Origin of the sequence: Streptomyces sp. NPDC006296 (genome assembly GCF_040613235.1) — a bacterium.
Lineage (GTDB): Bacteria > Actinomycetota > Actinomycetes > Streptomycetales > Streptomycetaceae > Streptomyces.
On the sequence record NZ_JBEXRT010000022.1, the window covers coordinates 92,673 to 116,660 of the forward strand.

Sequence of the window (23,988 nt, forward strand, 5' to 3'; positions counted from 1 at the left end):
GGGGCACGCGGATCGCACCGGCACACCGACACGGCCTCGGGACGGGCCGCCCACACCCCCGGCGGGAGCGCCCTGGGTGGCCGGAGCCGGCCCGGACGTACGCCGCACGCACCCGGCACCGCCCGCGGTGGCGTCAGGAGATCGACATCCCGCCGTCGATGGACAGCACCTGACCGGTCATGTAGTCGGCGTCCAGGAGCAGTTCGATCCCGCGGGCCACCTCGTCGGGTGTGCCCTCCCGGCCGAACGCGGTCCGGGCCGTGAGCGCGGTACGTGCCCCGGCCGGCATCTCCTCGGTGAGCGCGGTGGCCATGAGCCCGGGCGACAGCGCGTTGACCGTCACCCCGAAGCGCCCGCACTCCAGGGCCAGGCTCCGGGTCATCCCCAGCACCCCCGCCTTGGCCGCGGAGTACGCCGTCTGGCCCGGGACGCCGATCAGGCCGGCGGGCGAGACGACGTTGACGACGCGCCCCCAGCGAGCCCGCATCATGTCCGGGAGCGCCGCGCGGCACGTGTGGAAGGTGCCGATCAGGTTGACCGTGACGGTCCGGGTCCAGTCGTCGACGGACTGGGTGGCCATGAAGCCGTCGCGGCGGATCGCGCCCGCGTTGACGAGCACGCCGACACCGCCCAGTTCGGCGCGTACCCGCTCCACCATCTCCCGGGTGGCCGCCCAGTCGGCGACGTCCGCCTGTACGACGACGCTCGGCCCGCTGAGCTCGGCGGCGACCGCACGGGCCCGGTCCGCTCCGGTGGCGCAGTGCAGGGCGAGCCGGTAGCCACGGCGGTCCAGTACGTGGGCCACGGCGGCGCCGAGCGCACCCGAAGCACCGGTGACCAGCGCGACAGGCGCGTCGGTGCCCGGCGCGGTGGCGTCCCGCAGGTCGTCCCCGTTCACCGCGTCACCTCCTCCCCGGGGCCGGCGAGGCGCTGCGCCCGCCGGACATCGGCCACCGCCAGGGCCGCCGCGCGCTGCCGGAGCAGGTGCGCGGCGGCCGGTCCTCCTACCAGGTGACCGGCATCTCGGCCGGACCGAACGCCTGGATCGAGTGGTACTTGTAGGTCAGTTCCGACTCCGGCACGGCCAGTGCCAGCGTGGGGACCCGCTCGAACAGCGTCGTGCAGACGATCTCCATCAGCTCCGGCACCAGGCGGTTCGCCGGGCACTGGTGCGGCCCGTGGCCGAACGCCAGGTGCCTGGTGGGCTTCTCCCGCATGAGGTCGAGCTGATGGGGATGCGGGCACACCGACGGGTCACGGTTGACGGGCAGCGTCGGCACCACCACACCGTCGCCGGCCCTGACCAGGGTGTCGCCGACGCGCACGTCCTCGACGGCCAGCCGCATCGGCGTCCCGTCGTTGACCGAGTAGTACCGGATCATCTCGTCGATCGCCACGGTCATCCGGTCCGGATCGGCGAGCAGCGTCGCCCGCTCCTCCGGGTGGCCGAGCAGGGTGAGCACACCCAGCGAGATCATCGTGGACGTCGAGTTGTGGATGCCCTGGGCGTTCGACAGCATCAGCGGGGCCAGCCCGAACCAGTCGACCTCGCCGCGTTCGTCGAGCTCCTGCTGGATCATGCGGCTCATCAGGTCGTCGCCGAGGTTCTTCGCCTTCTCCTTCAGGACCTCTTCCGCGTGCCGGTTCAGGCGTGCGGCCGACGCCCGCTCCTCGTCCTCGGTCGCGGTGTGCATGAGCAGGTCCCAGACGTTGTCCCGCATCGTCCGCATCTCGGCCATGGGGATCCCGAGGAAGATCTCCTGCAGCCGCCAGGCGATCGGGTAGGACAGCTCCGTGACCATGTCGACCGGCTTGTCCCGCCGGCTCAGCATCGCGTCGATCTTCTCGCCCACGGCCTCCCGGAGGCGTGGCAGCAGCCGGGCCAGCCCCGCCGGGGAGAACTCCTGGATGACCGGCTTCTTCAGCTCCGTGTGCTCCGGGCCATCCAGGTTGATCATGAACGGCGCGCAGTACTTCAGCTTGTTCAGCGAGTTCGGCGTCATCTTCGGGAAGTCGTCGTTCATCTTGTCCGAGCTGAACCGCGGGTCGGAGAGCACGAGCCGGGCGTACTCGGGCCGCACCACCATCCACGCCTGCTTCCCGGTGGGCAGGGTCACCCGGCCGATGCCGCGTTCACGCAGTGTCTCGTACTCGGCCGGGAGCACGCCGGGCAGCTTCCGGCGGATGGGGTGGGTGGGAATCCTGCTCATGCTGACACCTCTGCAGCCCAGTGGTAGAAGCGTGTGGCCAAGGAGTTGCCCTCCGGGTCGTACGGCGGGATGACCTGGGTGAGGTCGTCGACGAGCTGGAGGAAACGGGGATCCCCCTCCGTCCACACAGCGCTGATCACCTTGATGGCGTCGGGTTCGGCGAAGTCCTGGACATGCAGGTAGATCCCGCGCCACAGATAGATCTGGCGGCGCAGCGTCCCCATGTTCCGCGGGATGTCGGTCGCGTCCGATTCCGCGAACAGCCGTGACACCTCGGGGACGTGCTCCTGCCGCTGGGTGTTCACGATCACCGCGCTGTACGTCCGCTCCAGGCCCTCCAGGTGTTCGGCCGGCCACGCGTAGAAGCGCTCGGCCGCCGGCCGGTCGACCGGACCGTCCCAGCCCTCGATCGCGGCACGGTCGCCGAAGTGGGCCGCCAGACTGTCGTCCAGCTGCCTGCACCGGGGATCGGCGGCCATGATCCGGTGCGCCTCCCCGGCGTCCTCCACGTCCCAGTCCTGTATGTGGACGTAGAGGTCGCTGTAGTGGAAGACCTGCCTGCGGCGCAGCTGGGGAAGCCCGGACGCGGCCTCGCCGTCGAACTCCTGAAGGATCTTGGAGACGTCGGCGACGTGATCACTGTCGAACGTGCCGACAGTGACGATGCTCGGCATATGCCTCTCCTCACGGTGGGCGGATGGGAACCGGTGCCGCGCCACGGACCCTCACAGGGCTCGTTTCGAGGTCGCGTCGAGCCTGCGCCGCCGCCTTCGACGCCGGATCGACGCCGGATCAACTCGAAGGGTCCTCGAAGCGAGGTCGAACGGGGACCGACATCGTCGAGCGCGACGGTTCCGGACGCTACGACGCTTGTGAGGTGCCTTGTTGTGCCGAGTACGCAGCAACACGTGGTCCGTGGCGCTGAGGTGGGCGCCGACCCCGATACGGTGTTCGAGCTGGTCGCGGACGTCGCGCGCTGGCCGCAGTTCCATCTCTCCGCCGTGCACGCGGAAGTGATCCACAGCGACGAGGGCGGGGAGCGGATCCGGTACTGGGCGCTGGACGGCGACTCCGCCGTCCGCACCTGGCAGACCGTGCGTCGCACCGACCGCCCGGGGCTCCGCATCTCCTTCACGTACGTCGAGGCCGAAGCGCCCGCCACCTCGGTCCGCGGCACGTGGGTGTTCACCGAGTCGGAACGGGGCCGCACCCGGGTCGAACTGCACCACGAGGTCGTCGCGCCGGCCGACGCCGACCTCGGCCCGCTGCTGGACAGGATCGGCAGGGACGCCGCGGAACACCTCGAAACGCTGCGTGACACGGCCGAGCGGCGTACCGAACTGGACGACCTCGTGGTGTCGTTCACCGACCCGCTGTTCATCGCGGGATCCGTCGAGGACGCCTACGACTACCTCTACCGGGCGGACCTGTGGCCCGAGCGCATCCCGCACGTGGTGGGCCTGGACATGACCGAGGACGTGCCGAACGTCCAGTTCTTCGACATGGACACCAAGGGCCCGGACGGCGGCACGCACACCGTCCGCTCCGTGCGGATCTGCCTGCCGCCCCGCCTGATCGTGTACAAGCAGATCTCGCTGCCCGCGATGCTGGACGCGCACACCGGCCACTGGCGGTTCACCGAGACCCGGGAAGGCGTCGTCGCCGAGGCCCGGCACACCAGCACGATCAAGCCCTCGGCGCTGTCACTTCTCGGCAGCGGCACCACGGTCGGTGGCGCGCGCCGGTTCCTGCGGCGGCTGCTCAGCGGCAACAGCATGAGCAATCTGACCCTGGCCAAGGCGTACGCGGAGGAGCGCGCCGGCTTCTGAGCCGGGTACGCGCGGTCCGACGAACAGACGGAACATCCAGTCAGGAGGGGTGATGGCCGAGGAGACGACCGCCCGGGGCGGAGGACTGTGGGCCGCAGCCGATCTGGTGACCCCGATGGCGATCCGGGTGGCGGCGACGTTGCGGCTGGCCGACCACATCGTCGCCGGCACCCGCACGGCCGAGGCGCTCGCCGAGATGGTGCGGGCCGACCGGGACGTGCTGGGGCGGCTGCTGGACCACCTGGTCACCGCGGGAGTGCTGTCGGGCACCGGGGCCGCCGGCTACGAGGTGACGGAGATGGGCCGGCACCTGTGCGACGACCGGCCCGAGGGCCTGCGGTCGGTGCTCGACGTCGAAGGAGCGATCGGGCACGCCGAGTTGAGCCTGGTCCATCTGCTGCACACCGTCCGCACCGGCGAGCCCGCGTTCCCGCAGCAGTACGGCCTGGCGTTCTGGGACGACCTGTCCGCCGACGACGGGCGCGCCGAGTCGTTCGACGCGCAGATGGGAGCCAGGCTCGCGGCGCACGCGCCCGCGGTGGCCGGGGGATATCCCTGGGGCGACCTCGGCCGGCTCGTCGACGTCGGCGGGGGCGACGGCAGCATGCTGATCACCATCCTCCGGGCCCATCCCGGTCTGCGGGGGACGGTCGTCGATCTGCCCGGACCGGTGCGCCGGGCCGGCAAGGCCATCGCCGCCGCGGGTCTCGAACACCGGGCCGACGCCGTGGCGGGCAGCTTCTTCGACGAGCTTCCCGCCGGAGCGGACGGCTATCTGCTGTCGAGCATCCTGCACAACTGGAACGACGAGGCGGCCGCCCGCATCCTGCGGCGGTGCGCGGACGCGGCGTCGACGACCGGCAGCGTGTTCGTCGTGGACTACCTCGATGACCGGAGCGTCCAGACGGGAGGCGACCTGCGCATGCTCTGCTACTTCGGGGGCAGGCAGCACACTTCCGCGCAGCTGGACGAACTGGCCGCCGGCGCCGGACTGGAGATCGCCTCGATCCGGCCGGCAGGCCGGATGTCCGTGGTGGAACTGCGAGCGCCGCGCTGAGTGCCGCCGCCAGGTGGGGCGAGAGGCGCGGCCGTCGGGCCCGGTGCGTCAGCCGTTCCCGGTGTCCGCCGAGTACCGGGCCTCGATCCCGTCCAGGATGATCGCCAGCCCGGACTCGAACTGCTCGTCGGCCTCGGCGATCTCCGCCGCCGCGGTCATCTTGCTCAGGTACGGGAACTCACCGGTCGCGAGCAGGGAGACCAGGTACGGCTTCATGCGCATCCGCCAGCTGTGCCGGTCGACGCCGGACCGATGGGCGTTCGCCTGCTCGGTCAGCTCGGCCTGCACGGCACCGCTGACCCAGGAGTAGACGAGGTTCAGCACGTCGATGTTGTCGTCGATGCCCAGACCGCAGCCGCCGATCACGGCGAGATCGCGCTCCATCCCGCGCAGGAGGTTGGGGCCGATGACCGGACGGGTGGCGAGGAGCGGAGCCAGCCAGGGGTGGCGCAGGAAGTTCTGCCGCCTGCGGCGCGCCAGGACGGTCAGGTCGGCGCGGAGGTCGCCGGTCGGCTCCTGCGGCTCGAAGCCGGCCGCCTCGTCGATCATCACGGCCCACAGGTCCTCCTTGGCGGGGAGGTAGCGGTACAGGGTCATGGTGCCCGCGCCCAGATTTCTGGCGATGTTGCGCACCGATGCGGCTTCCAAGCCCTCGGAGTCCGCGATCTTGATCGCCACCGCGGCGATCTCCTCGCGGGTGTGCGTCGGAGCCGGGCCGCGGGCGGGCTTCTCCGGGCGCATCCAGATGATGGGTTTGGGGTCCGACACAGCGTCCAGCATACGCGCATGAGCCACTTGCGTACACCGTACCCGGTGACTATCTTGTTATCGCGTACACCGTACCCGGTCAGGAGATGAGCATGGATGATGAATCGATCGTATGTACGAAAAACTTGCGTAAGCAGTACGGCGACGTCGCTGCGCTGACCGGCCTGGACCTGGCCATTCCGCCGAATCTGGTCTACGGACTGCTCGGCCCGAACGGTGCGGGCAAGAGCACCACCCTGCGCATCCTGTCCACGCTCACCAGGCCCAGCGGCGGGCAGGCCGTCGTCGGCGGGTTCGACGTGGCCCGGGAGCCGGGGGAGGTGCGGAAGGTCATCGGACTGGCCGGCCAGGACGCCACGCTCGACGACAAGCTGACCGGCCGGGACAACCTGCGGATCTTCGGCCGTCTGTCGCGGCTGGGCGCGCGCGGGGCCCGCCGGCGCGCGGACGAACTGCTGGAACGCTTCGGGCTCGCCCAGGCCGGCGACCGGCTGGCCGGCACCTACTCCGGCGGCATGCGACGCCGGCTGGACCTGATCGCCAGCCTGCTGCGCGCCCCCTCGGTGCTCTTCCTCGACGAGCCCACCACGGGACTCGACGTGCGCAGCCGCATGGAGATCTGGGACACCGTCCGCGAGCTGGTCGCCGACGGCACCACGGTGCTGCTCACCAGCCAGTACCTGGAGGAGGTCGACCAGCTCGCCTCCGCCGTCGGCGTGATCGACCACGGCCATCTCATCGCCGAGGGCAGCCCGTCCCAGCTCAAGTCCCAGATCGGCGGCCACATCGACGTCGTCGTGGAGTCCTCGGAGCACCTGGCGAGCGCCATGGCGGTGCTGGAACGCCTCACCGGTCAGCGCCCGGAGGCGGACGGCTCGCACATCGTCGTCGCCACGGTGGACGCGGTGCCGCCCCTGCCGCAGATCGTGCGGGAACTCGACGCGTCCGGCGCCGTGATCCGCGACGTCGGGATCCGCGAGCCCAGCCTCGACGACGTCTTCCTCTCCCTGACCGGCAAGACCGTGGACGCGGCGAAGCCGGCCGAAGCACAGGAGGCAGTGGCGTGAACGTCCTCGTCGACGGCTGGGTACTGACCCAGCGAAACCTCCTGCGGCTGCGCCACGAACCCGGCACCCTGCTCACCATCATGCTGATGCCGACCGTCTTCGTGGTGCTGTTCGGCTTCGTGTTCGGCAGCGCCATCGGCGTACCGGGCTCCTCGAACTACCGCGAATACATGATGCCGGGGATGTTCGTGCTGGGCACCGGGACCGCGCTGTCCTCGGCGATGGTCGACGTCGCCATGGACCAGGCGCGCGGGGTGATGGACCGCCTCCGCTCGCTGCCCACGAACCGCGTCTCCGTGCCGCTCGGCCAGAGCAGCGCGGAGGCGGTCGTCGGGGTCTACGGCCTGGTCGTCCTCATGGTCTACGGGCTGATCGTCGGCTGGCGGCCGCACAACGGCCTCGGCCAGACCCTGGCCGGTATCGGCCTGCTCCTGCTGTTCCGGTACACGCTGGCATGGGTCGGGACGTACCTCGGGCTGGCTATCCGTTCGGCGTCCACCGCGGCCAACCTGGCTCCGCTGACGCTGCCGCTCACCATGGTCTCCAACGCCTTCGTGCCCACCGACGGGATGCCCGTCTGGCTGCGCGCGATCTGCGAGTGGAACCCGCTCAGCGCACTGGCCACGGCGACCCGGTCGTTGTTCGGCAACCCCGGGGCCCCCGGGCCGGACGCCGCGTGGCCGCTGACCCACCCGGTGACCGCGACCCTGCTGTGGATCGCCCTGCTGCTGGCGGTCTTCGTCCCGCTCTCGGCGCGCCGCTTCGCCCGGGCCGGGCTGTGACGCGCCGCCGGGCACGCTGACCGCGTGACCACCCACGGAGCCGGGCCGGCCGGACCTGTCGAGGGCCCGGCCGGCCCGGCCACGCGGGAGCAACCCGTCCCCGGCCGTGCCGGCGGACCGCATACCGAGCTCACCACCGATCCCAACGCTGGATCACACGATTCGAGAACCAATGAAGGGGGAGTCATGCGTGTCGTGATTGTCGGCGGCGGCACCGTCGGGCTGTGCACCGCGGTTTTCCTCGCACGCCGAGGGGTGTCCGTCCACGTCCTGGAGCGCCGGGCCGGGGTCAATGACCACCCGAGGGCGTTCGGCCTCACCGACCGGTCGGCGGAGATCCTGCGCGAGGCCGGTATCGAGGTGGACACCGCACAGTTCGCCCGGGGTCTGATGACCGGACCCAGCCTGGCCGAACTGTCGCCCGTCACCAACAAGTTCGAGCGGCCGGAGATCGGCTCGGCGAAGCTGGGCAGCTGCCCGCAGGACCGGATCGACCGGGCCGCCGTGGCGCTGCTGCAGGAGCTCGGCGGCCGGGTGGACTTCGACAGCGAGGTCACCGCCGTGGCCGAGGACGGCGTCACCACCGCCGACGGCCGGGTCGTCACGGGCGACTGGGTGGTCGCCGCCGACGGAGTGCGCGGCAGGACCCGGGAACTGCTCGGCATCGGTGTGACCGGGCCGGGGGCACTGGGTGACGCGCACATGCTCAACGTGCTGTTCCGCGCCGAACTGCCCGCCCCGCCGCTCTCTATGACGTTCCTGCGCAACGAGCGGGCGGCCGGGATCCTGTACCGGGTCGACGAGGACGGCCGCTGGATCTTCCATATACGCAACGGCGATCCGGACGCACCGGCCGAGCAGATCCAGCAGCAGATCCGGGACGCCACCGGTGTCCGGACCGCCCAGCCGGAGATCATCAGCCGGATTCCCTGGTCGTCGCGGGCACAGGTGGCCGACGCGTTCAGGCGGGGCCGGTTCTTCCTCGTCGGCGACGCGGCCCACGCGGTGCCGCCGGTCGGTGGCTTCGGCCTCAACATGGGTATCGCGGACGGCCACAACCTGGCGTGGAAACTCGCCGAGGGCGGCGACGCCCTGCTCGACACCTACGAGGCCGAACGCCGGCCGGTCGCGCTCTTCAGCATGGAGCAGAGCGTGATCCGCGCCGCCCACCACAAGCTGCACTGGAACAACGACCCGGGCCTGGCCGCCGACCGGGCGGCCGTCGGCATGGCGGGCGTCATGATCCCCGTCGTCGGCTACCGCTACGACTCGGCCGCCGTGATCGACCCGGAGCCGCTGCCGGACATGGAGAACCTCGTCCTCGACGGCGCACCGGGCAGCCGGCTGCCGCACCGGTGGCTCCCGGACGGACGGTCCACGGTCGACCTCGTGGACGGCTTCACCCTGCTCACCGGGACCACGGCCGGCCACTGGCTGGACGCCGCCGGAAAGCTGGGCATCACGGCGCACGCGGTCGAGGGCTGGGCGGAGGCGGCCGGCGTCAAGGAGGACGGCGCCGTCCTGATCCGCCCCGACGGCTTCGTCGGCTGGCGTACCGCGACCACACGGACGACCGCCTCCAGCGAGCAGCAACTGCGGGACGCCGTCGACCGGATCCTGTGCCGGCCGGGCCCGGGGGCCCCCGCACAGCGGACCTGACACCGGACCCCGGCACAGCGGTCGGCCGGCACCGGTACACAGCCGGTGCCGGCCGTCCGCCGCCCACCGTCCGTCGCTGTCCGCCGCCCGCTGTCCGTCGCCGTCCGTCCGGGACCGCCGGAGCGTCCGTCCGGTTCGAACCGGACACGAACTCCTCTCGAACCGCTGCCGCGAAGGTGGGCGCACAACGTCGCCCTCCGTGCTGTCCGCGCGTACACGCCGCCCCCACCGCACCTCCGGCGCAGCACGGCGGGCCGAGCCGTCTCGGTCACGGACCGAGCACCAGAGCAGAGGAGGCGGTCGATGGACTTCGGCGATGACCCCTATCCCGAGTACGCGTGGTTGCGCACCGAGGAGCCGGTCCGGCGCGTCGTGGAGGGCCAGGGGCTCTACGGGCTGCTGGTGACCCGCTACGAGGACGTCCGGATGCTGCTGTCCGACTCCCGCATGAGCAAGGACCCCCGCAACGCACCGCTCGACTGGCAGGAGGCCGGCAAGGGGCGCCCGCTGGAGGACCGGACCGGCCTCGGGACCCACCTGCTCACCACCGACGCACCCGAACACACCCGGCTGCGCCGGCTGGTCTCGACCGCCTTCACCGCCCGCCGTGTCGAGAACCTGCGCGGCCAGGTGCAGCAGATCACGGACGACCTCCTCGACGACATCGTGCCGAGAGGACGGGCCGACCTGGTCACCGAGTTCGCGTTCCCGCTCGCGATCACGGTGATCTGCGAGCTGCTGGGAGTGCCCGCGGCCGACCAGGACGTGTTCCGCCGGTGGACGAAGGACTTCCGCTCGTGGACGAACAAGAGCGCCTCCACCCCGGCCGACAGCGGGCAGGCACGGCCGGTCGGACTGCGCGACCTCCTCGGCTACCTCACCGAACTGGTCGAGAAGCGCCGGAACGAACCGGCGGACGGCCTGGTCGACGCGCTGATCGCGGCCCGGGACGACGACGACCGGCTCGACGAGACCGAGTTGCTGTCGATGATGTCCCTGCTGCTCGTCGGCGGCTTCGAGACGACCGTCAACCTCATCGGCAACGGCACGCTCGCCCTCCTGCGCAACCCTGATCAGCTCGCCCTGCTCCGCGAGCAGCCGCACCGGGTGGACACCGCCCTGGAGGAGATGCTCCGTTACGACGGATCGTTCGAGACGGCGACCTGGCGGTTCCCGCTCGAACCCATCGAGATCGCCGGCACCCGCATCGAGAAGGGCCACCCGGTGCTCCTGTCGCTGGCCTCGGCCGACCGGGACCCGGCGAAGTTCACGGATCCCGACCACTTCGACGTCACCCGCTCCGAGAACGGCCACGTGGCGTTCGGGCGGGGCGCGCACTTCTGCCTCGGCGCCCCGCTGGCCCGGCTGGAGGGCCGGATCGCGTTCGACGGACTGCTGCGCAGGCTGCCCGGCCTGGCCCTGGCCGTACCCCCCGAGCAGCTGCGATGGCAGCGGAGCCTCACGATCCGCGGACTGGAATCGCTGCCCGTCACCTTCGACGCCTGAACTCCGCTATCAGGAAAGAGAATCCCATGCCACAGGCTGAACCGAGCGCGCGAGCGGTGAGCACACGATGAACCGGCGGATCGTCGTCACGGGCATCGGCGTACGCGCCCCGGGCGGAGGAAACGCCAAGGAGTTCTGGGAGCTGATCTCCACCGGCACCACGGCCGTCCGGACCATCTCCCTGTTCAACCCGTCCGGGTTCCGCTCCCGGGTGGCGGGCGAGTGCGACTTCGACCCGGTCGCGGAGGGCTTCTCCGCCCAGGAGATCCGGCGGATGGACCGGAGCGCGATGCTCGCGGTCGCCGCGACCAGGGAGGCGGTCGCGGACGCGGGCCTCGACATGGACACGGTCGATCCGCACCGCACGGGGACCTGCGTCGGCAGCGCCATCGGCGGGACGATGAGCCTGGACCGGGAGTACAACGTGCTCTCCGACGGCGGCCGCACCTGGCTCCTCGACCACGAGTACGCCGTGCCGCACCTGTTCACGTACCTGGTCCCGACGTCGATCGCCGCCGACGTCGCCCGGGAGGCCGGTGCCGAAGGCCCCGTGTCGCTGGTCTCCACCGGGTGCACCGCCGGCATCGAGTCGGTGTCCCACGCGGCCCGGCTCATCCGCGAGGGCTCCGCCGACGTGATGCTGGCCGGCGCCTCGGACGCGCCCGTCTCCCCGGTCTGCGTCGCCTCGTTCGACGCGATCAAGGCCACCACCCCGCGCAACGACGAACCGGCCACCGCCTCCCGTCCGTTCGACCGCACCCGCAACGGGTTCGTGCTCGCCGAGGGCAGCGCGATGCTGGTGCTGGAGGAGATGGGCCACGCCCGGGCGAGGGGCGCGCACATCTACGCGGAGATCGGCGGCTGGGGCGTGCGCTCGAACGCGTTCCACATGACCGGACTCCGGCCCGAGGGAACCGAGATGGCCGAGGCCATCGACCTGGCGCTGCGGATGGCCGGGCGGGCACCCGAGCAGGTGGACTACGTGAACGCCCATGGCTCCAGCACCAGACAGAACGACCTGCACGAGACGGACGCGTTCAAACGCAGCCTCGGCGATCACGCGCTCCGGACTCCGGTGAGCTCGATCAAATCCATGATCGGCCATTCGCTGGGCGCGATCGGCTCGATCGAGATCGCGGCGTGCGCACTGGCCATCGAGGCCGGGCTGATCCCGCCGACGGCCAACCTGCACGAGCCCGACCCGGAACTGGGCCTCGACTACGTACCGCTGGCAGCACGGCCGGCGGAGCTCCGCACGGTGCTCAAGGTCGGCAGCGGGTTCGGCGGTTTTCAGAGCGCCATGGTGCTGACCAAGGAGGACGACGATGCGTGACACCGGCCCGGAGCCCGAGCGCCCTCGTGCGGTGATCACCGGCCTCGGGGTCGTCGCGCCGAACGGGTTCGACGCCGACGCGTACTGGGACGCCGTGCTCCACGGCCGCAGCGGCATCGACCGGGTCACCCGGTTCGACCCGGAGCCCTACCCCGTCCGGCTCGCGGGCGAGGTGGACGGCTACGACATCCGCGCGCACGTCCCCGGACGGCTGGTGCCGCAGACCGACCAGGCCACCCGGCTGGCGCTGATCGCGACGGACGCCGCGGTCGGCGACTCCGGCCTCGCCCTGGACGCCGTCCCGCACGACCGGATCGGGATCGTCACCGGCATCTCCGCGGGCGGGCTCGAGTACAGCCAGCGCGAGCTGGAGAAGCTCTGGAGCCTGGGCAGCAGCCATGTCAGCGCCTATCTCTCGTTCTCCTGGTTCTACGCGGTGAACACGGGACAGCTCTCGATCCGGCACGGACTGCACGGTCCCGGCGGTGTCCTGACCGGACCGACGAGCGGGCTGGACTCCGTCGCGCAGGCCCGCCGGTACGTGGCCGACGGTCTGCCGGTCGCGATGTGCGGGGCGACGGAGAGCACGCTGTGCCCGCTCGGCTGGGTGATCGAGCTGACCACCGGCCGGATGAGCACGGTGCCCGACCCGGCGCGGGCGTACCTGCCCTTCGACGCCGCCGCGTCCGGTCATCTGCCCGGCGAGGGCGGTGCCATGTTCGTCGTCGAGGAGGCCGGGCACGCACGCGCTCGCGGGGCCCGCCCGTACGGTGAGATCGCCGGGTACGCCACCACCTTCGACCCCCGGGCCGGTTCCGGACGGGAACCCGGGCTGCGCCGGGCGATCGAGCTCGCGCTGGCGGACGCCGGTACGGCGCCGGCCGACGTCGACGTGGTCTTCGCGGACGCGGCCGGGGTGGCCGTGCTCGACCGCGCCGAGGCCGCCGCCCTCACCGGCGTGTTCGGTCCGCGGGCGGTTCCGGTGACCGCGCCCAAGACGATGACCGGGCGGCTGTACTCCGGCAGTCCGGCGCTCGACGTGGCGACCGCCTCGCTGAGCATGCGGCACGGCGTCATCCCGCCCTTGATCAACACGACCGACCCGGTCCCGTCGGATCAGCTGGACCTGGTGCTCGGCGGGCCGAGGGAGACGGCGGTGTCCACCGCGCTGGTCCTGGCGCGCGGCGACGGCATCAACTCCGCGATGGTGCTGACGGCGGTGTGAGGGAACGCGGTGTCGGGGCCGAGGGATCCGTCCTCCCCGGCCCCGACACCGGTGGCGGACCGCCGCGGCCGGCCAGGCCTCCCCTACCGGACGCTGCCGGACGGAGGCCCGCCCGGCTGCGGCGGGTCCGTGCGGCCCCGCCGCGGCACGGCGCCGGCGGCAGGTCCGCTCAGGGCTCGGCGACGATCTCGAGGATGCCGACCGTCCAGGTGAAACCGGCCCCCACCCCTGCCAGCAGGCAGGTCCGGCCCGGCTCCAGGGCGCCTTCGGCGACGAGATGGGCGAGCCCGGCGAACTGGTCGCCCGCGCCGAGGTGCCCGACCTTCCGCCCCCAGGACCAGGTGGAGCGCTGAGGGTCGATGCCGAAGGGATCGAAGTACTGCGCCCGCATCCGGGTGCGGCCCAGATGGGGCAGCACGTACCGGTCGATGTCGCCGAGCTTCACGTCCGCCTCGGCGCAGGCCCGGTCGAAGGCCTCCCGCTGGCCCGCCTCGATACGGCGGAGCAGCGCCTCCACCCCGAGCTCGCGCACCAGGGCGTCGCTGTTCAGGTCGACCGGCGCGCCTCCGGCCAGAGGGGCGTCCGTGAACCGCTCACCCCGACTGCCGCGCTCGAGACCGGGGTCCGACACCGACACCAGCCCGCGGAGCCGGGCGAATCCGGTGCGGGTGGACAGCACCACAGCGGTGCCGGCATCTCCGCAGACGGTGCTCGGGTCGCTGCGCCACCGGTCGAAGCCGGGCAGGCAGAACCGGTCGGCCGTGGTGAGCAGCGCGGTCGTCCGGCCGCCGGCCCGCAGCCAACCCGCCGCGAGTTCCAGGGCGATCATGCCGCCGTTGGACATCTGACGTACCTCGACGGCCGGACACGAGCCACCGCCGGTGCACCGCTGGATGTACGAGGCCGCCGGCCACATGTCGTGCCCCTGGTGGTAGGCGCAGGCGTGCAGCAGCAGACCGGGTTCCTCGTGCTCCGGCCCGGCGCGTTCGAGTGCGGCCCGCGCCGCCAGCACCGCCATCTCCGGTGCCGAGGTGTCCGCAGACACGCACACCGACTCGATGCCGGTGTTCCAGACCCGTGCCCGGTCGGCGAGGCCGGCCCGTTCCGCCTCGTCGAGTGTCATGCGCTCGGGCAGCCAGGAACTCGCGGCGGCGATGAAGAGCTCGTCGCTCATGGTCCTCCTCCCACGGAGTGAATCAGGTACCCGTGTCGTCAGGGCTGATCCCGTGATCCACCGGGAGCACGGGACAGCCCTCAGACTCCTCACGTCCGGCGGAGGCTCGGTCGAGGCCCGGGCGAGGCGGTGCCACCGCTCCCGGCGGAGCCGGCCGGGCCCGGAGCCCGGGCGACCGCGTGTCCCCGTCGAGCGGAACTCGACCGGGAGTCGAAGTCCCGCGGTCATGGTGGTCCCCGAGGTCACGAGACGAAGGGGGCAACCATGGCGACGTTCACCCAGGCGGATCTGGTGGGGTGCATACGCCAGGCGGCAGGCGAGGACGAGGGGCTCGACCTGGACGGCGACATCGGGGAGATCACGTTCGCCGATCTCGGCTACGACTCGGTCGCGATGGTGGAGGTGACGCTCCTGGTCGAGCGGAAGCTCGGGGTCAGCCTGCCGGAGGAAGGGACCGGCAAGGACGCGACGCCGAAGGGGTTCGTCGACCTGGTCAACGAACTGCTGCCCGCGTCGGACTGACCGTGGGTCCGGTGGCGCGTACGGCCCGATGAGGAGATGCCCGTGTACAGCACAGAGCACGAACAACGCTTCGACAACGACGCGCCGGTGGCCGACGAGCAGCTCGGTCTGCTCTCCGGGATCCTCAACCGGGAGACGTTCCGGATCCTCGGTGAGGAGGTGGGGGTCGGTCACGGCTGGCGCTGCTGGGACGTGGGCACCGGCGAGGGCGCCGTCGCCCGCTGGCTGGCCGCCCGGGTGGGAACGTCCGGGCACGTCGTGGCCAGCGACCTCAAGCCGCACCACGTGCCCGGCCATCCTCGGATCGAGGCGCTCGCCCACGACCTCACCGCCGACCCGTGGCCGGAGCCCGGGTTCGACCTGATCCACGCCCGGTTGCTGCTGATGCACCTGGCCGACAAGGACGCTCTCGCGGCGAGGCTGGCGGGGCATCTGCGGCCGGGCGGGGCGCTGGTGCTGACCGACTGGTACTGCGGCTGCGCCGACGAGGGCATCATCAGATCCCCGGTCGACGCACACACGGCGCGGATCTTCCAGGCGTACCACGACGGGGTGCACCGACTCGCCGGGCAGACGGGCATGGACTTCGTGTGGGCGTCGCGCACGGCGGACGTGCTGTCCGCCGCCGGCTACCGGGATGTCACGGTGCACGACTACCGGGCACCGGGGGAGGGCGGTTCACCGACCGCGCGGCTCGCCCGGCTGCACAGCAGCATGCTGGAGGACTTCCTGCTGAGCCAGACCGATCTGACCGCAGCCGATCTCGTCGTGATCCAGGAGAAACTCCTGGATCCGGAATTCGAGATGGTGACCAACCATACGTACACGACCGTCGTCCGAGTGCCGAAGTGAGGCGCGCCGACAAGAAACGGAATACGATCGGAAGGCAGTCGCGCAAAGCGTCCGGTCAACTGCGGCCGTCGCCGCGATGACACCGATGCGACCTCCGTCTTGAGTGTCCCGAATTATTCCGGCGTATGTACTCGCACGATCAGTCATGACCGGTCGGATCCGGACAGGGCCGCCGTGCATCCCGAGGGTGAACTCCGTTGTCCGACCCTCGGGATGCGCGGTGGCCCCCTGCCCGTTCAGGGGGCGTGAACCGGGGCGGCCGAAGTGCATGCAGGACACATCCTGCTGCCGTGCTCCCGTTACACAATCTTGTCATGGGGCAGGGTCACGGACTACGGTATGTGTCGCATGCTGGCGAGCGTACGGGGGAGTCAATGGCAGCTTGTGAGGCACGTTTATCAGCGGAAATGCGAAATGCGAGTTACGCCACCGATGCTGCCGTTCGGGCGCGGGTGGTAATCCGCGTCCGCGGGTGCCGCGGCGAGAGACCGGCGATGTCCGGGACGGCTGCGGTGGCGCATGCCGAGAGGGCCGCGTCCGTCGCGGAGCCGCCCCGACCTCCCGTCCGGAGAATATTCGCTCGCGACGTCCTGCGGGCTCCGGTACGGTCGTGGCGCACATGGTCCCCCTCGGGGGCGGATCATGCAGGCTGACCGTGGTGGCCTGCTGCGCATCGTGCTGATCGACGACCACACGCTGCTCCGCGAAGTGGTCCGTGAGGCGCTCGACACGGAACCCGACATGGCGGTGGTCGGCGATGCGGCCAGCGGCGCATCCGGCATTCTGCACTGCAAGAACGAACAGCCCGACGTCGTCCTGCTCGACGTCAACATGGATGTTCCCGGCGGGTCGGTCATCGAGACCGTGCACGCCATCCGCTCGATATCGCCGCACGCCAGGATCCTGATGGTCAGCATGCACGACGATCCGGTCCTGGTACGCCAATTGCTCGATTGCGGTGTGCGCGGATATCTGAACAAGTCGGTGAGCCGGCTCGACCTGATATCCAGCATCCGAGCGGTGTGCGCCGACGACATCCGCATCGTCCTGCATGTGTCCGCCGATGCCCTGACGCATATCGCCTCGGCGTCGAACGAAACGGAGACGCTCACCAGGCGGGAGTTGGAGATTCTCATCCTGGTGAGCAAAGCCATGAGTAATCGGCAGATTTCGCGAAGGCTCGCCATCGCCGAGGGAACGGTCAAGCGGCACCTGGGGACCATCTTCACCAAACTGGGTGCCCGTTCCCGTCTCGACGCCGTCAACAAGGCCATTTCCATCGGTCTCATAGCCCGCGTCGGATAAGGCCGCTCCCGTGTGTGGATCAACGCGCACTCGTAGTGCGTTCGAGCCCGGCACGAGCATGGAAACACACGGCACATATGCGGGTTGTTGCGTTCTCCCGGTGCTGCTCTAATCGCTTTCCGGAGAGCCGTCGTCCCCCTGTTCTCGGGGGAGGTGATCCGGAAGAGCTGAGGCGCCATCAAGGGGAGGTTCGTGGACTATGACAACCTTAAACGGCAAGACTGCGCTGGTGACCGGCGGTCGGACCGGCATCGGCTTCGGTATCGCCACCGCGCTCGTCGAGCGGGGCGCGCGTGTCGTGATCACCGCGCGCAGTGAGGACAAGCTGCGTGAGGCGGCCGCCGAGCTCGGCGAGGACCGGGCCGTCGGAGTCGTGGGCGACGCGGCCGACCCCGAGCATCAGCGGATCGCCGTGGAGACCGCCGTCGAGCGCTTCGGATCGCTCGATCTGCTGGTGAACAACGTCGGCGGCACCGAGAGGAACGGCCGCCGGCTGGTCGAGACCGACGTGGCCGCCTACCGGCGCACCATCGAGATGAACCTCGTCACCGCGCTGACCTGGGTCCAGGCGGCCTGGCGCGGCTGGCTGGGCGAGCACGGCGGCGCCGTCGTCAACATCTCCTCGATCGCCGGCAAGCTCGCCGTACCCGACGGCACCTCCTACGGCACGGCCAAGGCGGCGCTGAATCACTTCACCCGGCAGATGGCCAACGAGCTCGCCCCCGGGGTGCGGGTGAACGGCGTCGCGGCCGGCACCGTGCTCACCGACTTCACCCGGGTCAACGTCGAGGGCAGGGAGGAGAAGGTGGTCGGCTCCGTCCCGTTGAAACGCATGGGCCAACCCTCCGACGTCGGCGCGGCCGTGGCCTTCCTGCTCTCGGACGAGGCGTCCTGGATCACCGGACAGACCCTCGTCGTCGACGGCGGCCGGCTCCTCCACAACAGGTAGCCCGGCCGCGCGGAGCGGGACGGCATCGGCGCGAGCGAGGACCGCCGGGAGGCGGTCCTCGACCCGTCACCGGGCCCCTGCGGCGAGTCGGCGCTACCACGTGCCCTGTTCGGCGAAGGACTGCTGCGGCTCTCTCCAGTCCGACCAGGATCCGCGTCCCGCCAGGACCTCCCGGTGCAGCTCCCGCAGCGCCTCCGACGGCTCCAGCCCGAGCTCGGAGGACAGCGTCCTGCGCAGGTGCTGGTACGCGATCAGCGCTTCGTTGCGCCGGCCGCTGGAGGCCAACGCCTTGATCAGCTGCGCGTGGCACCACTCGTTGAGCGGGTCGGCCAGCAGCATGGCCTTCAGCTCCCCGACCAGCTCCCGGTGCCGGCCCAGCATCGCGTCGGCCTGGATCCGCAGTTCCACCGTGTGCGCCCGCTGCTCCGTCAGATGGACGGCGTGCGCTTGGATCGACGGCCCGGCCGTCACGTCGGCGAGCGCCGGTCCCGACCACAGACCGAGGGCCTGCCGCAGCAGTCGCCCCGCCGCGACCGGATCACCGGTCGCGAGCGCCGTGCGACCCTGTTCGGCCAGCCGGAGGAACGCCCCCAGGTCGAGCTGGTCCGGTTCCACCCGGAGCATGTAGCCGGTGCCGCACGTGGCGAGCACCTGCTCGACCGTGTGGTCCGGCACCCACGGTTCGAACTGGCGCCGCAGCTGGTAGATGTACGTCTGCGCGGTGGGGACGGCGCTCTTCGGCGGCTTGTCACCCCAGAGTTCGTCGATGATCGCGTCGAGCATGACGATGTTGTTCGCGCGCAGGAGCAACTGCGCCAGCACACGCCGTGCCATCGGCGCGGTCGGCGTGCAGTCGCCGAGATCGTTGGTGACGGTGAGACGGCCGAGTACCTGGAATCGCAACACGAGCGAATGCCTCCACAAGGTGATCGTCGGGACGGGCTCGACCCAGACTCTGCCGATCCCTTTGCCCGGCGGGCAATGCTTCGGGGCGAAGGTCCCACCCCGGTGACCGTGTTGGATCGCGCCGACTACCACCTTCGTCGCATTGCCGTGGACGAGAGGTTTGCCGGCGGTGGAAGCGGCCGGGTCCGCCCCCGAGAGCAGAGTGAGATTCCGCTGTCATGACGGAGAACTTCGTGCACACGAGTGATCAGGACGTCGTCGCGGTGGTCGGTCTGTCGTGCCGTCTCCCGGGCGCGGACTCCCCCGAGGAGTACTGGGACCTGCTCGCGGCCGGCCGGGAGGCCGTCGGCGAGGTTCCCGCCGACCGGGCCGTGCACGTCGGCGCACGCGCGCGCAGGGCCGGGCTGATCGAGAGGGTCGCGGACTTCGACGCGGGCTTCTTCGGGGTGTCGCCTCGCGAGGCCGCGGCGATGGACCCCCGGCAGCGGCTGATGCTGGAACTGGCGTGGGAGGCCCTCGAACACGCGGGGGTCGACCCGTCGTCGGTGCGGGGCGACCGGGCGGGAGTCTTCCTCGGGACGATGGGGGACGACTACGCCGGGCTGGTACGCGACCAGGGTCCGGACGCCGTCGACAGCTTCACCCTGTCCGCGCTCCAGCGCGGCATCCTCGCGAACCGGATCTCGTTCTTCCTGGGTCTGTCCGGCCCGAGTGTGGTCGTGGACTCGGCGCAGTCCTCGGCACTGGTGGCCGTGCACCAGGCGTACGAGAGCGTGCGCCGCGGGGAGTCGGCGTGGGCGCTGGCGGGCGGGGTCAACCTGATCCTGTCGCCGGAGTCGACAGTGACCGCCGGTGAGTTCGGGGCGCTGTCGCCGGACGGCCGGTGCTACACGTTCGACGCGCGCGCCAACGGCTACGTGCGCGGCGAGGGCGGCGGCGTGGTGGTGCTCATGCGGCCGGCGGACGCCCTCGCGCAGGGCCACGAGGTGGTGTGCCTGATCCGCGGCGGCGCGGTGAACAACGACGGCGGCGGCGAGCAGCTGACCACGCCGAGCCTGACGGGGCAGGAGGAGGTGCTGCGGACGGCTCTCGCCGCCTCGCGGACGGATCCCGCCGAGGTGGGGTACGTCGAGCTGCACGGCACCGGTACGCCGGTGGGGGACCGCGTGGAGTCCGCGGCCCTGGCCGCCGTCTTCGCCGACCGGGGCCGCCCCCTCGTGGTGGGGTCGGCGAAGACCAATGTGGGACACCTGGAGGGAGCGGCGGGGATCGCCGGACTCCTGAAGGCGGCGCTGTCCGTGCAGCGCGGCCAGGTCCCGGCGAGCGTCAACTTCGTCGCTCCTCCTGACGACGTCCCCCTCGCCGGCCTGGGCATCGAGGTCGCCACCGCCCTGCGCGGGTGGCCGGGCGACGGACCGCGGGTGGCCGGGGTGTCGTCGTTCGGGATGGGCGGGACGAACTGCCACCTGGTGCTCGCGCAGGCACCGGACCGGGCACCGGCCGAGGACCGCCGCACCGCGCGGACGGGCCCGGTCCCGTGGCTGGTGTCCGGGGACAGCGCGGCGGCGCTGCGCGCGCAGGCGGGCCGGCTGGCCGGTCATGTCGCCGCGCGGCAGGACTCCGATCCCCTCGACATCGGACTTTCGCTGGCGACCACCCGCGCCGCGCTCACGCACCGCGCCGTCGTCATCGGCGCCGACGCGACCGAGCTGGCCGAGGGCCTTGCCGCGCTGGCGGCGGGCGGGCCCTCGTCGAATGCCATGGCCGGCGCGGTCTCCGAGGGTGGCACGGCCTTCATGTTCACCGGGCAGGGCGCGCAACGCGCCGGTATGGGGAAGGAGTTGTACACGGAGTTCGCGGCGTTCGCCGAGGCCTTCGACGCGGTGTGCGCGGAACTCGATCCGCTGCTGGGCCGGACGCTGCGGGACATCGTGTGGTCCGACGCGGACCTGCTCGGCCGGACCCGCTACACCCAGGCGGGACTGTTCGCCCTGGAGACGGCGCTGTTCCGGCTGATGGAGTCGTTCGGGGTACGCCCGACGCACCTGATCGGCCACTCGATCGGCGAGGTCACCGCCGCGCACGTCGCGGGGGTGCTGTCGTTGTCCGACGCCTGCGCGCTCGTCGCAGCACGCGGACGGCTGATGCAGGCGGCGCCGGACGGCGGGGCGATGGTGGCCGTGAACGCCGCAGAGACCGAGGTGCGCTCGCTGCTGCCCGCATCCGGGGTGAGCGTCGCCGCCGTCAACGGACCCGCGTCGGTGGTGATCTCCGGCGACACCGACCAGGTGCTGGCGCTGGCCGAATCCTTCCGCGCCGAGGGAGTGAAGACCAGGCGGCTGAAGGTCAGCCACGCGTTCCACTCCCACCACCTCGACGGGATCCTGGACGACTTCACCGACGCCCTGCGCGGGCTGGCCTTCCACGCCCCGCGGATCCCCGTCATCTCGAACCTCACCGGCCGCCCCGCCACCGGGGAGCAGCTGAGCGACCCGGGGCACTGGGCCCGCCAGATCCGCGGCACCGTCCGTTTCGCCGACGGCATCCGCACCCTGCACGACGCGGGCGTCTCCCGCTACGTCGAGCTCGGCCCCGAGCCCGTACTGACCGGTATGGCTCGCGAGACGCTCGCCGGGCAGTCGCCCGCGGCCGTTTCCACCCTGCGCACCGGCCGGGCCGAGGTCCGCACGCTCCTCAGGGCGCTCGGCACCCTGCACACCACGGGAGCCGGCGTGGACTGGACCCCGCTGCTGGGCGCCGGTCGCAGGACCACCCTGCCCACCTACGCCTTCCAGCGCCGTCGCCACTGGATCGGCGAGGCGCGCGAGGCCGGGACCGTCGCGGAGCCGGCCCGCACCCGCGACCGGGACGGTCTGCTCGACCTGGTGCGTACGCACCTCGCCGTCGTCCTCGGCTACGGCGCGGCCGACATGACGCCGTCGGCGTCGTTCAAGGACCTCGGCCTGACCTCGCTCACCGCGGTCGAACTGTGCACCGGACTCTCCGGAGAGCTGGGGCTGGTCCTCTCCGGATCGCTGGTGTTCGACCATCCCACCCCCGACCGGTTCGCGGCGTACCTGCATGCTGAGCTCACCGGGTCCGCCCGCGCCGATCACCCGGCGGACATCCCGGCACCCGGCCCCGGCAGCGCCGACGACCCGGTCGTGATCGTCGGGATGGGCTGCCGGTTCCCTGGGGGCGCGTCCTCACCGGACGCCTTGTGGGAGCTGGTCCGGTCGGGCCGGGACGCCGTCTCCGGGCTTCCGCGCGATCGCGGTTGGGACCTGGACCACCTGTTCGACCCGGACCCGGCGGCCTCCGGCCGCACCTACGTGCGGCACGGTGGGTTCCTCGACGACATCGCCGGTTTCGACGCCGCGTTCTTCGGAGTGTCGCCGCGCGAGGCGCTGGCGATGGACCCCCAGCAGCGGTTGCTGCTGGAGACGGCGTGGGAGGCCTTGGAGGACGCCGGGATCGAGCCCGGTTCGCTGCGCGGCAGCGACACGGGTGTGTTCGTCGGCGCCATGGCGGGCGACTACGGCCCCCGGCTCGACACCCCGCACGGCGGCGTCGACGGATACGTCCTCACCGGGACCAGTGGGAGTGTGACCTCGGGTCGGCTGGCGTATTTCCTGGGGTTGGAGGGGCCGGCGGTCACGGTGGACACGGCGTGTTCGTCGTCGTTGGTGGCGTTGCACCAGGCGGCTCAGGCGGTGCGCAGGGGTGAGTGTGCTCTGGCGGTCGCCGGCGGTGTGACCGTCATGTCGTCCCCCGGAATGCTGGTGGAGTTCTCCCGCCAGCGCGGGCTGTCCGCCGACGGCCGCTGCAAGGCGTTCTCGGCGTCGGCCGACGGGACCGGTTGGGGTGAGGGTGCCGGGTTGGTGGTGCTGGAGCGGCTGTCCGAGGCGCGGGCCCGGGGGCATCAAGTGCTGGCGGTGCTTAGGGGGTCGGCGGTCAATCAGGACGGTGCGTCGAACGGGTTGACCGCGCCGAACGGTCCTTCGCAGCAGCGTGTGATCCGCCGGGCGCTGGCCGACGCCGGACTCACCTGCGCGGACGTCGACGTGGTCGAGGGACACGGCACGGGGACCCGGCTGGGGGACCCGATCGAGGCGCAGGCGCTGCTTGCCACGTACGGGCAGGAGCATTCCGCGGAGGAGCCGTTGTGGCTGGGTTCGTTGAAGTCGAACATCGGTCACACCATGGCGGCGGCCGGCGCCGGCAGCGTGATCAAGACGGTGGAAGCCCTGCGTCACGGACTGCTCCCCCCGACCCTGCACGCCGATGAGCCGTCGTCCCATGTGGACTGGGAGTCCGGGGGTGTCCGCCTGTTGAACGGGCTTCGGGAGTGGCCTTCGACGGGGCGTCCGCGTCGTGCGGGGGTGTCGTCGTTCGGGATCAGCGGGACGAACGCGCACGTGATCCTGGAACAGGCGCCGGAACCGGCGGAGCCGACGGTGGAACCGGGGAAGTCGGCCGGTTCGCCGGTGGAGGGGGCGGGGCCGGGGCCGGTGGGGTGGGTGGTGTCGGCGCGGACCGGGGAGGCGTTGCGGGCGTACGCGGGCCGGGTGGCGGCGGCTGCCGTCGATCCGGGGCTGGCGGTGGTGGACGTGGCCGCCACGCTGAGCGGACGTACCGCCTTCGAGCACCGTGCCGTCGTCTCCGGCACCACCCGCGAACAGCTCCTGGCCGGTCTGACGGCCGTGGCCGAGGGACGTCCGGACGAGAGCGTCGTCACCGGTCGGGCGCTGGGTGGTGGGTCGGTTCTGGTGTTTCCGGGTCAGGGGTCGCAGTGGGGTGCGATGGCGCGTGGGTTGTATGGGTCGTCTTCGGTTTTTCGGGCT

Annotated in this window: 19 protein-coding genes; 13 read left to right on the plus strand and 6 right to left on the minus strand. The window is 71.4% G+C overall.

Annotated elements, in window-relative coordinates; translation table 11 throughout:
• Positions 1-133 precede the first annotated feature (133 nt).
• The 3 genes from ABZ172_RS17705 to ABZ172_RS17715 form a co-directional block, all read right to left on the minus strand.
• Positions 134-898: an SDR family NAD(P)-dependent oxidoreductase gene (locus ABZ172_RS17705; protein WP_356884646.1), complete on the minus strand. Its 765-nt coding sequence runs from the start codon at positions 896-898 to the stop codon at positions 134-136.
• A gap of 106 nt (positions 899-1,004) precedes the next feature.
• Positions 1,005-2,210 carry a cytochrome P450 gene (locus ABZ172_RS17710; RefSeq protein WP_356884647.1) on the minus strand — a complete coding sequence of 402 codons (1,206 nt, stop codon included), beginning with the start codon at positions 2,208-2,210 and terminating at the stop codon, positions 1,005-1,007.
• Complete coding sequence (locus tag ABZ172_RS17715) at positions 2,207-2,884, minus strand: TcmI family type II polyketide cyclase (RefSeq protein WP_356884648.1); 678 nt, start codon at positions 2,882-2,884, stop codon at positions 2,207-2,209. Before ABZ172_RS17715 ends, ABZ172_RS17710 begins: the two co-directional genes overlap by 4 nt.
• 234 nt (positions 2,885-3,118) lie before the next feature.
• Here ABZ172_RS17715 and ABZ172_RS17720 point away from each other — a divergent pair, with 234 nt between their 5' ends.
• Positions 3,119-4,039: an aromatase/cyclase gene (locus ABZ172_RS17720; protein WP_356884649.1), complete on the plus strand. Its 921-nt coding sequence runs from the start codon at positions 3,119-3,121 to the stop codon at positions 4,037-4,039.
• Between the two features lie 52 nt (positions 4,040-4,091).
• Positions 4,092-5,096: a methyltransferase gene (locus ABZ172_RS17725; RefSeq protein ID WP_356884650.1), complete on the plus strand. Its 1,005-nt coding sequence runs from the start codon at positions 4,092-4,094 to the stop codon at positions 5,094-5,096.
• Positions 5,097-5,144: 48 nt separating this feature from the next.
• On the opposite strand, the gene ABZ172_RS17730 is transcribed toward ABZ172_RS17725, so the two are convergent.
• Positions 5,145-5,864 (minus strand): TetR/AcrR family transcriptional regulator, encoded by a 720-nt coding sequence (locus tag ABZ172_RS17730; protein WP_356884651.1) that lies wholly within the window; start codon positions 5,862-5,864, stop codon positions 5,145-5,147.
• Between the two features lie 92 nt (positions 5,865-5,956).
• On the opposite strand from ABZ172_RS17730, the gene ABZ172_RS17735 reads away from it, so the two are divergent.
• The 6 genes from ABZ172_RS17735 to ABZ172_RS17760 all read left to right on the plus strand — a co-directional run bounded on the left by ABZ172_RS17735 (position 5,957) and on the right by ABZ172_RS17760 (position 13,436).
• Positions 5,957-6,931 (plus strand): ATP-binding cassette domain-containing protein, encoded by a 975-nt coding sequence (locus ABZ172_RS17735; protein WP_356884652.1) that lies wholly within the window; start codon positions 5,957-5,959, stop codon positions 6,929-6,931.
• Complete coding sequence (locus ABZ172_RS17740) at positions 6,928-7,713, plus strand: ABC transporter permease (protein WP_356884653.1); 786 nt, start codon at positions 6,928-6,930, stop codon at positions 7,711-7,713. The genes ABZ172_RS17735 and ABZ172_RS17740 overlap by 4 nt, the downstream gene beginning before the upstream one ends.
• Before the next feature lie 24 nt (positions 7,714-7,737).
• Positions 7,738-9,372 (plus strand): FAD-dependent oxidoreductase, encoded by a 1,635-nt coding sequence (locus tag ABZ172_RS17745; RefSeq protein ID WP_356884654.1) that lies wholly within the window; start codon positions 7,738-7,740, stop codon positions 9,370-9,372.
• 303 nt (positions 9,373-9,675) lie between these two features.
• Positions 9,676-10,878 carry a cytochrome P450 gene (locus tag ABZ172_RS17750; protein WP_356884655.1) on the plus strand — a complete coding sequence of 401 codons (1,203 nt, stop codon included), beginning with the start codon at positions 9,676-9,678 and terminating at the stop codon, positions 10,876-10,878.
• Between the two features lie 67 nt (positions 10,879-10,945).
• Positions 10,946-12,211 carry a beta-ketoacyl-[acyl-carrier-protein] synthase family protein gene (locus ABZ172_RS17755; RefSeq protein WP_356884656.1) on the plus strand — a complete coding sequence of 422 codons (1,266 nt, stop codon included), beginning with the start codon at positions 10,946-10,948 and terminating at the stop codon, positions 12,209-12,211.
• Positions 12,204-13,436, plus strand: coding sequence for a ketosynthase chain-length factor (locus tag ABZ172_RS17760; protein WP_356884657.1), 1,233 nt, complete (start codon positions 12,204-12,206; stop codon positions 13,434-13,436). The genes ABZ172_RS17755 and ABZ172_RS17760 overlap by 8 nt, the downstream gene beginning before the upstream one ends.
• A 169-nt stretch (positions 13,437-13,605) precedes the next feature.
• Here ABZ172_RS17760 and ABZ172_RS17765 read toward each other — a convergent pair whose 3' ends face one another.
• Positions 13,606-14,610: a ketoacyl-ACP synthase III family protein gene (locus ABZ172_RS17765; protein ID WP_356884658.1), complete on the minus strand. Its 1,005-nt coding sequence runs from the start codon at positions 14,608-14,610 to the stop codon at positions 13,606-13,608.
• A gap of 264 nt (positions 14,611-14,874) precedes the next feature.
• Here ABZ172_RS17765 and ABZ172_RS17770 point away from each other — a divergent pair, with 264 nt between their 5' ends.
• The 4 genes from ABZ172_RS17770 to ABZ172_RS17785 all read left to right on the plus strand — a co-directional run bounded on the left by ABZ172_RS17770 (position 14,875) and on the right by ABZ172_RS17785 (position 18,238).
• Positions 14,875-15,132: an acyl carrier protein gene (locus ABZ172_RS17770; RefSeq protein WP_356884659.1), complete on the plus strand. Its 258-nt coding sequence runs from the start codon at positions 14,875-14,877 to the stop codon at positions 15,130-15,132.
• A 36-nt stretch (positions 15,133-15,168) separates the two neighbouring features.
• A complete protein-coding gene (locus tag ABZ172_RS17775) occupies positions 15,169-15,984 on the plus strand; it encodes a methyltransferase domain-containing protein (protein WP_356884660.1) in 816 nt (271 codons plus the stop codon).
• Between the two features lie 642 nt (positions 15,985-16,626).
• Complete coding sequence (locus ABZ172_RS17780) at positions 16,627-17,289, plus strand: response regulator transcription factor (RefSeq protein ID WP_356884661.1); 663 nt, start codon at positions 16,627-16,629, stop codon at positions 17,287-17,289.
• 199 nt (positions 17,290-17,488) lie between these two features.
• Positions 17,489-18,238, plus strand: a complete 750-nt coding sequence (locus ABZ172_RS17785) for an SDR family oxidoreductase (protein WP_356884662.1) — start codon at positions 17,489-17,491, stop codon at positions 18,236-18,238.
• A 93-nt stretch (positions 18,239-18,331) separates the two neighbouring features.
• Here the strand turns inward: ABZ172_RS17785 and ABZ172_RS17790 are convergent, their stop codons facing one another.
• A complete protein-coding gene (locus tag ABZ172_RS17790) occupies positions 18,332-19,144 on the minus strand; it encodes an AfsR/SARP family transcriptional regulator (protein WP_356884663.1) in 813 nt (270 codons plus the stop codon).
• Between the two features lie 218 nt (positions 19,145-19,362).
• On the opposite strand from ABZ172_RS17790, the gene ABZ172_RS17795 reads away from it, so the two are divergent.
• Positions 19,363-23,988, plus strand: a 4,626-nt coding sequence (locus ABZ172_RS17795; RefSeq protein WP_356884664.1) for a type I polyketide synthase, incomplete at its 3' end; no start/stop codon positions are given.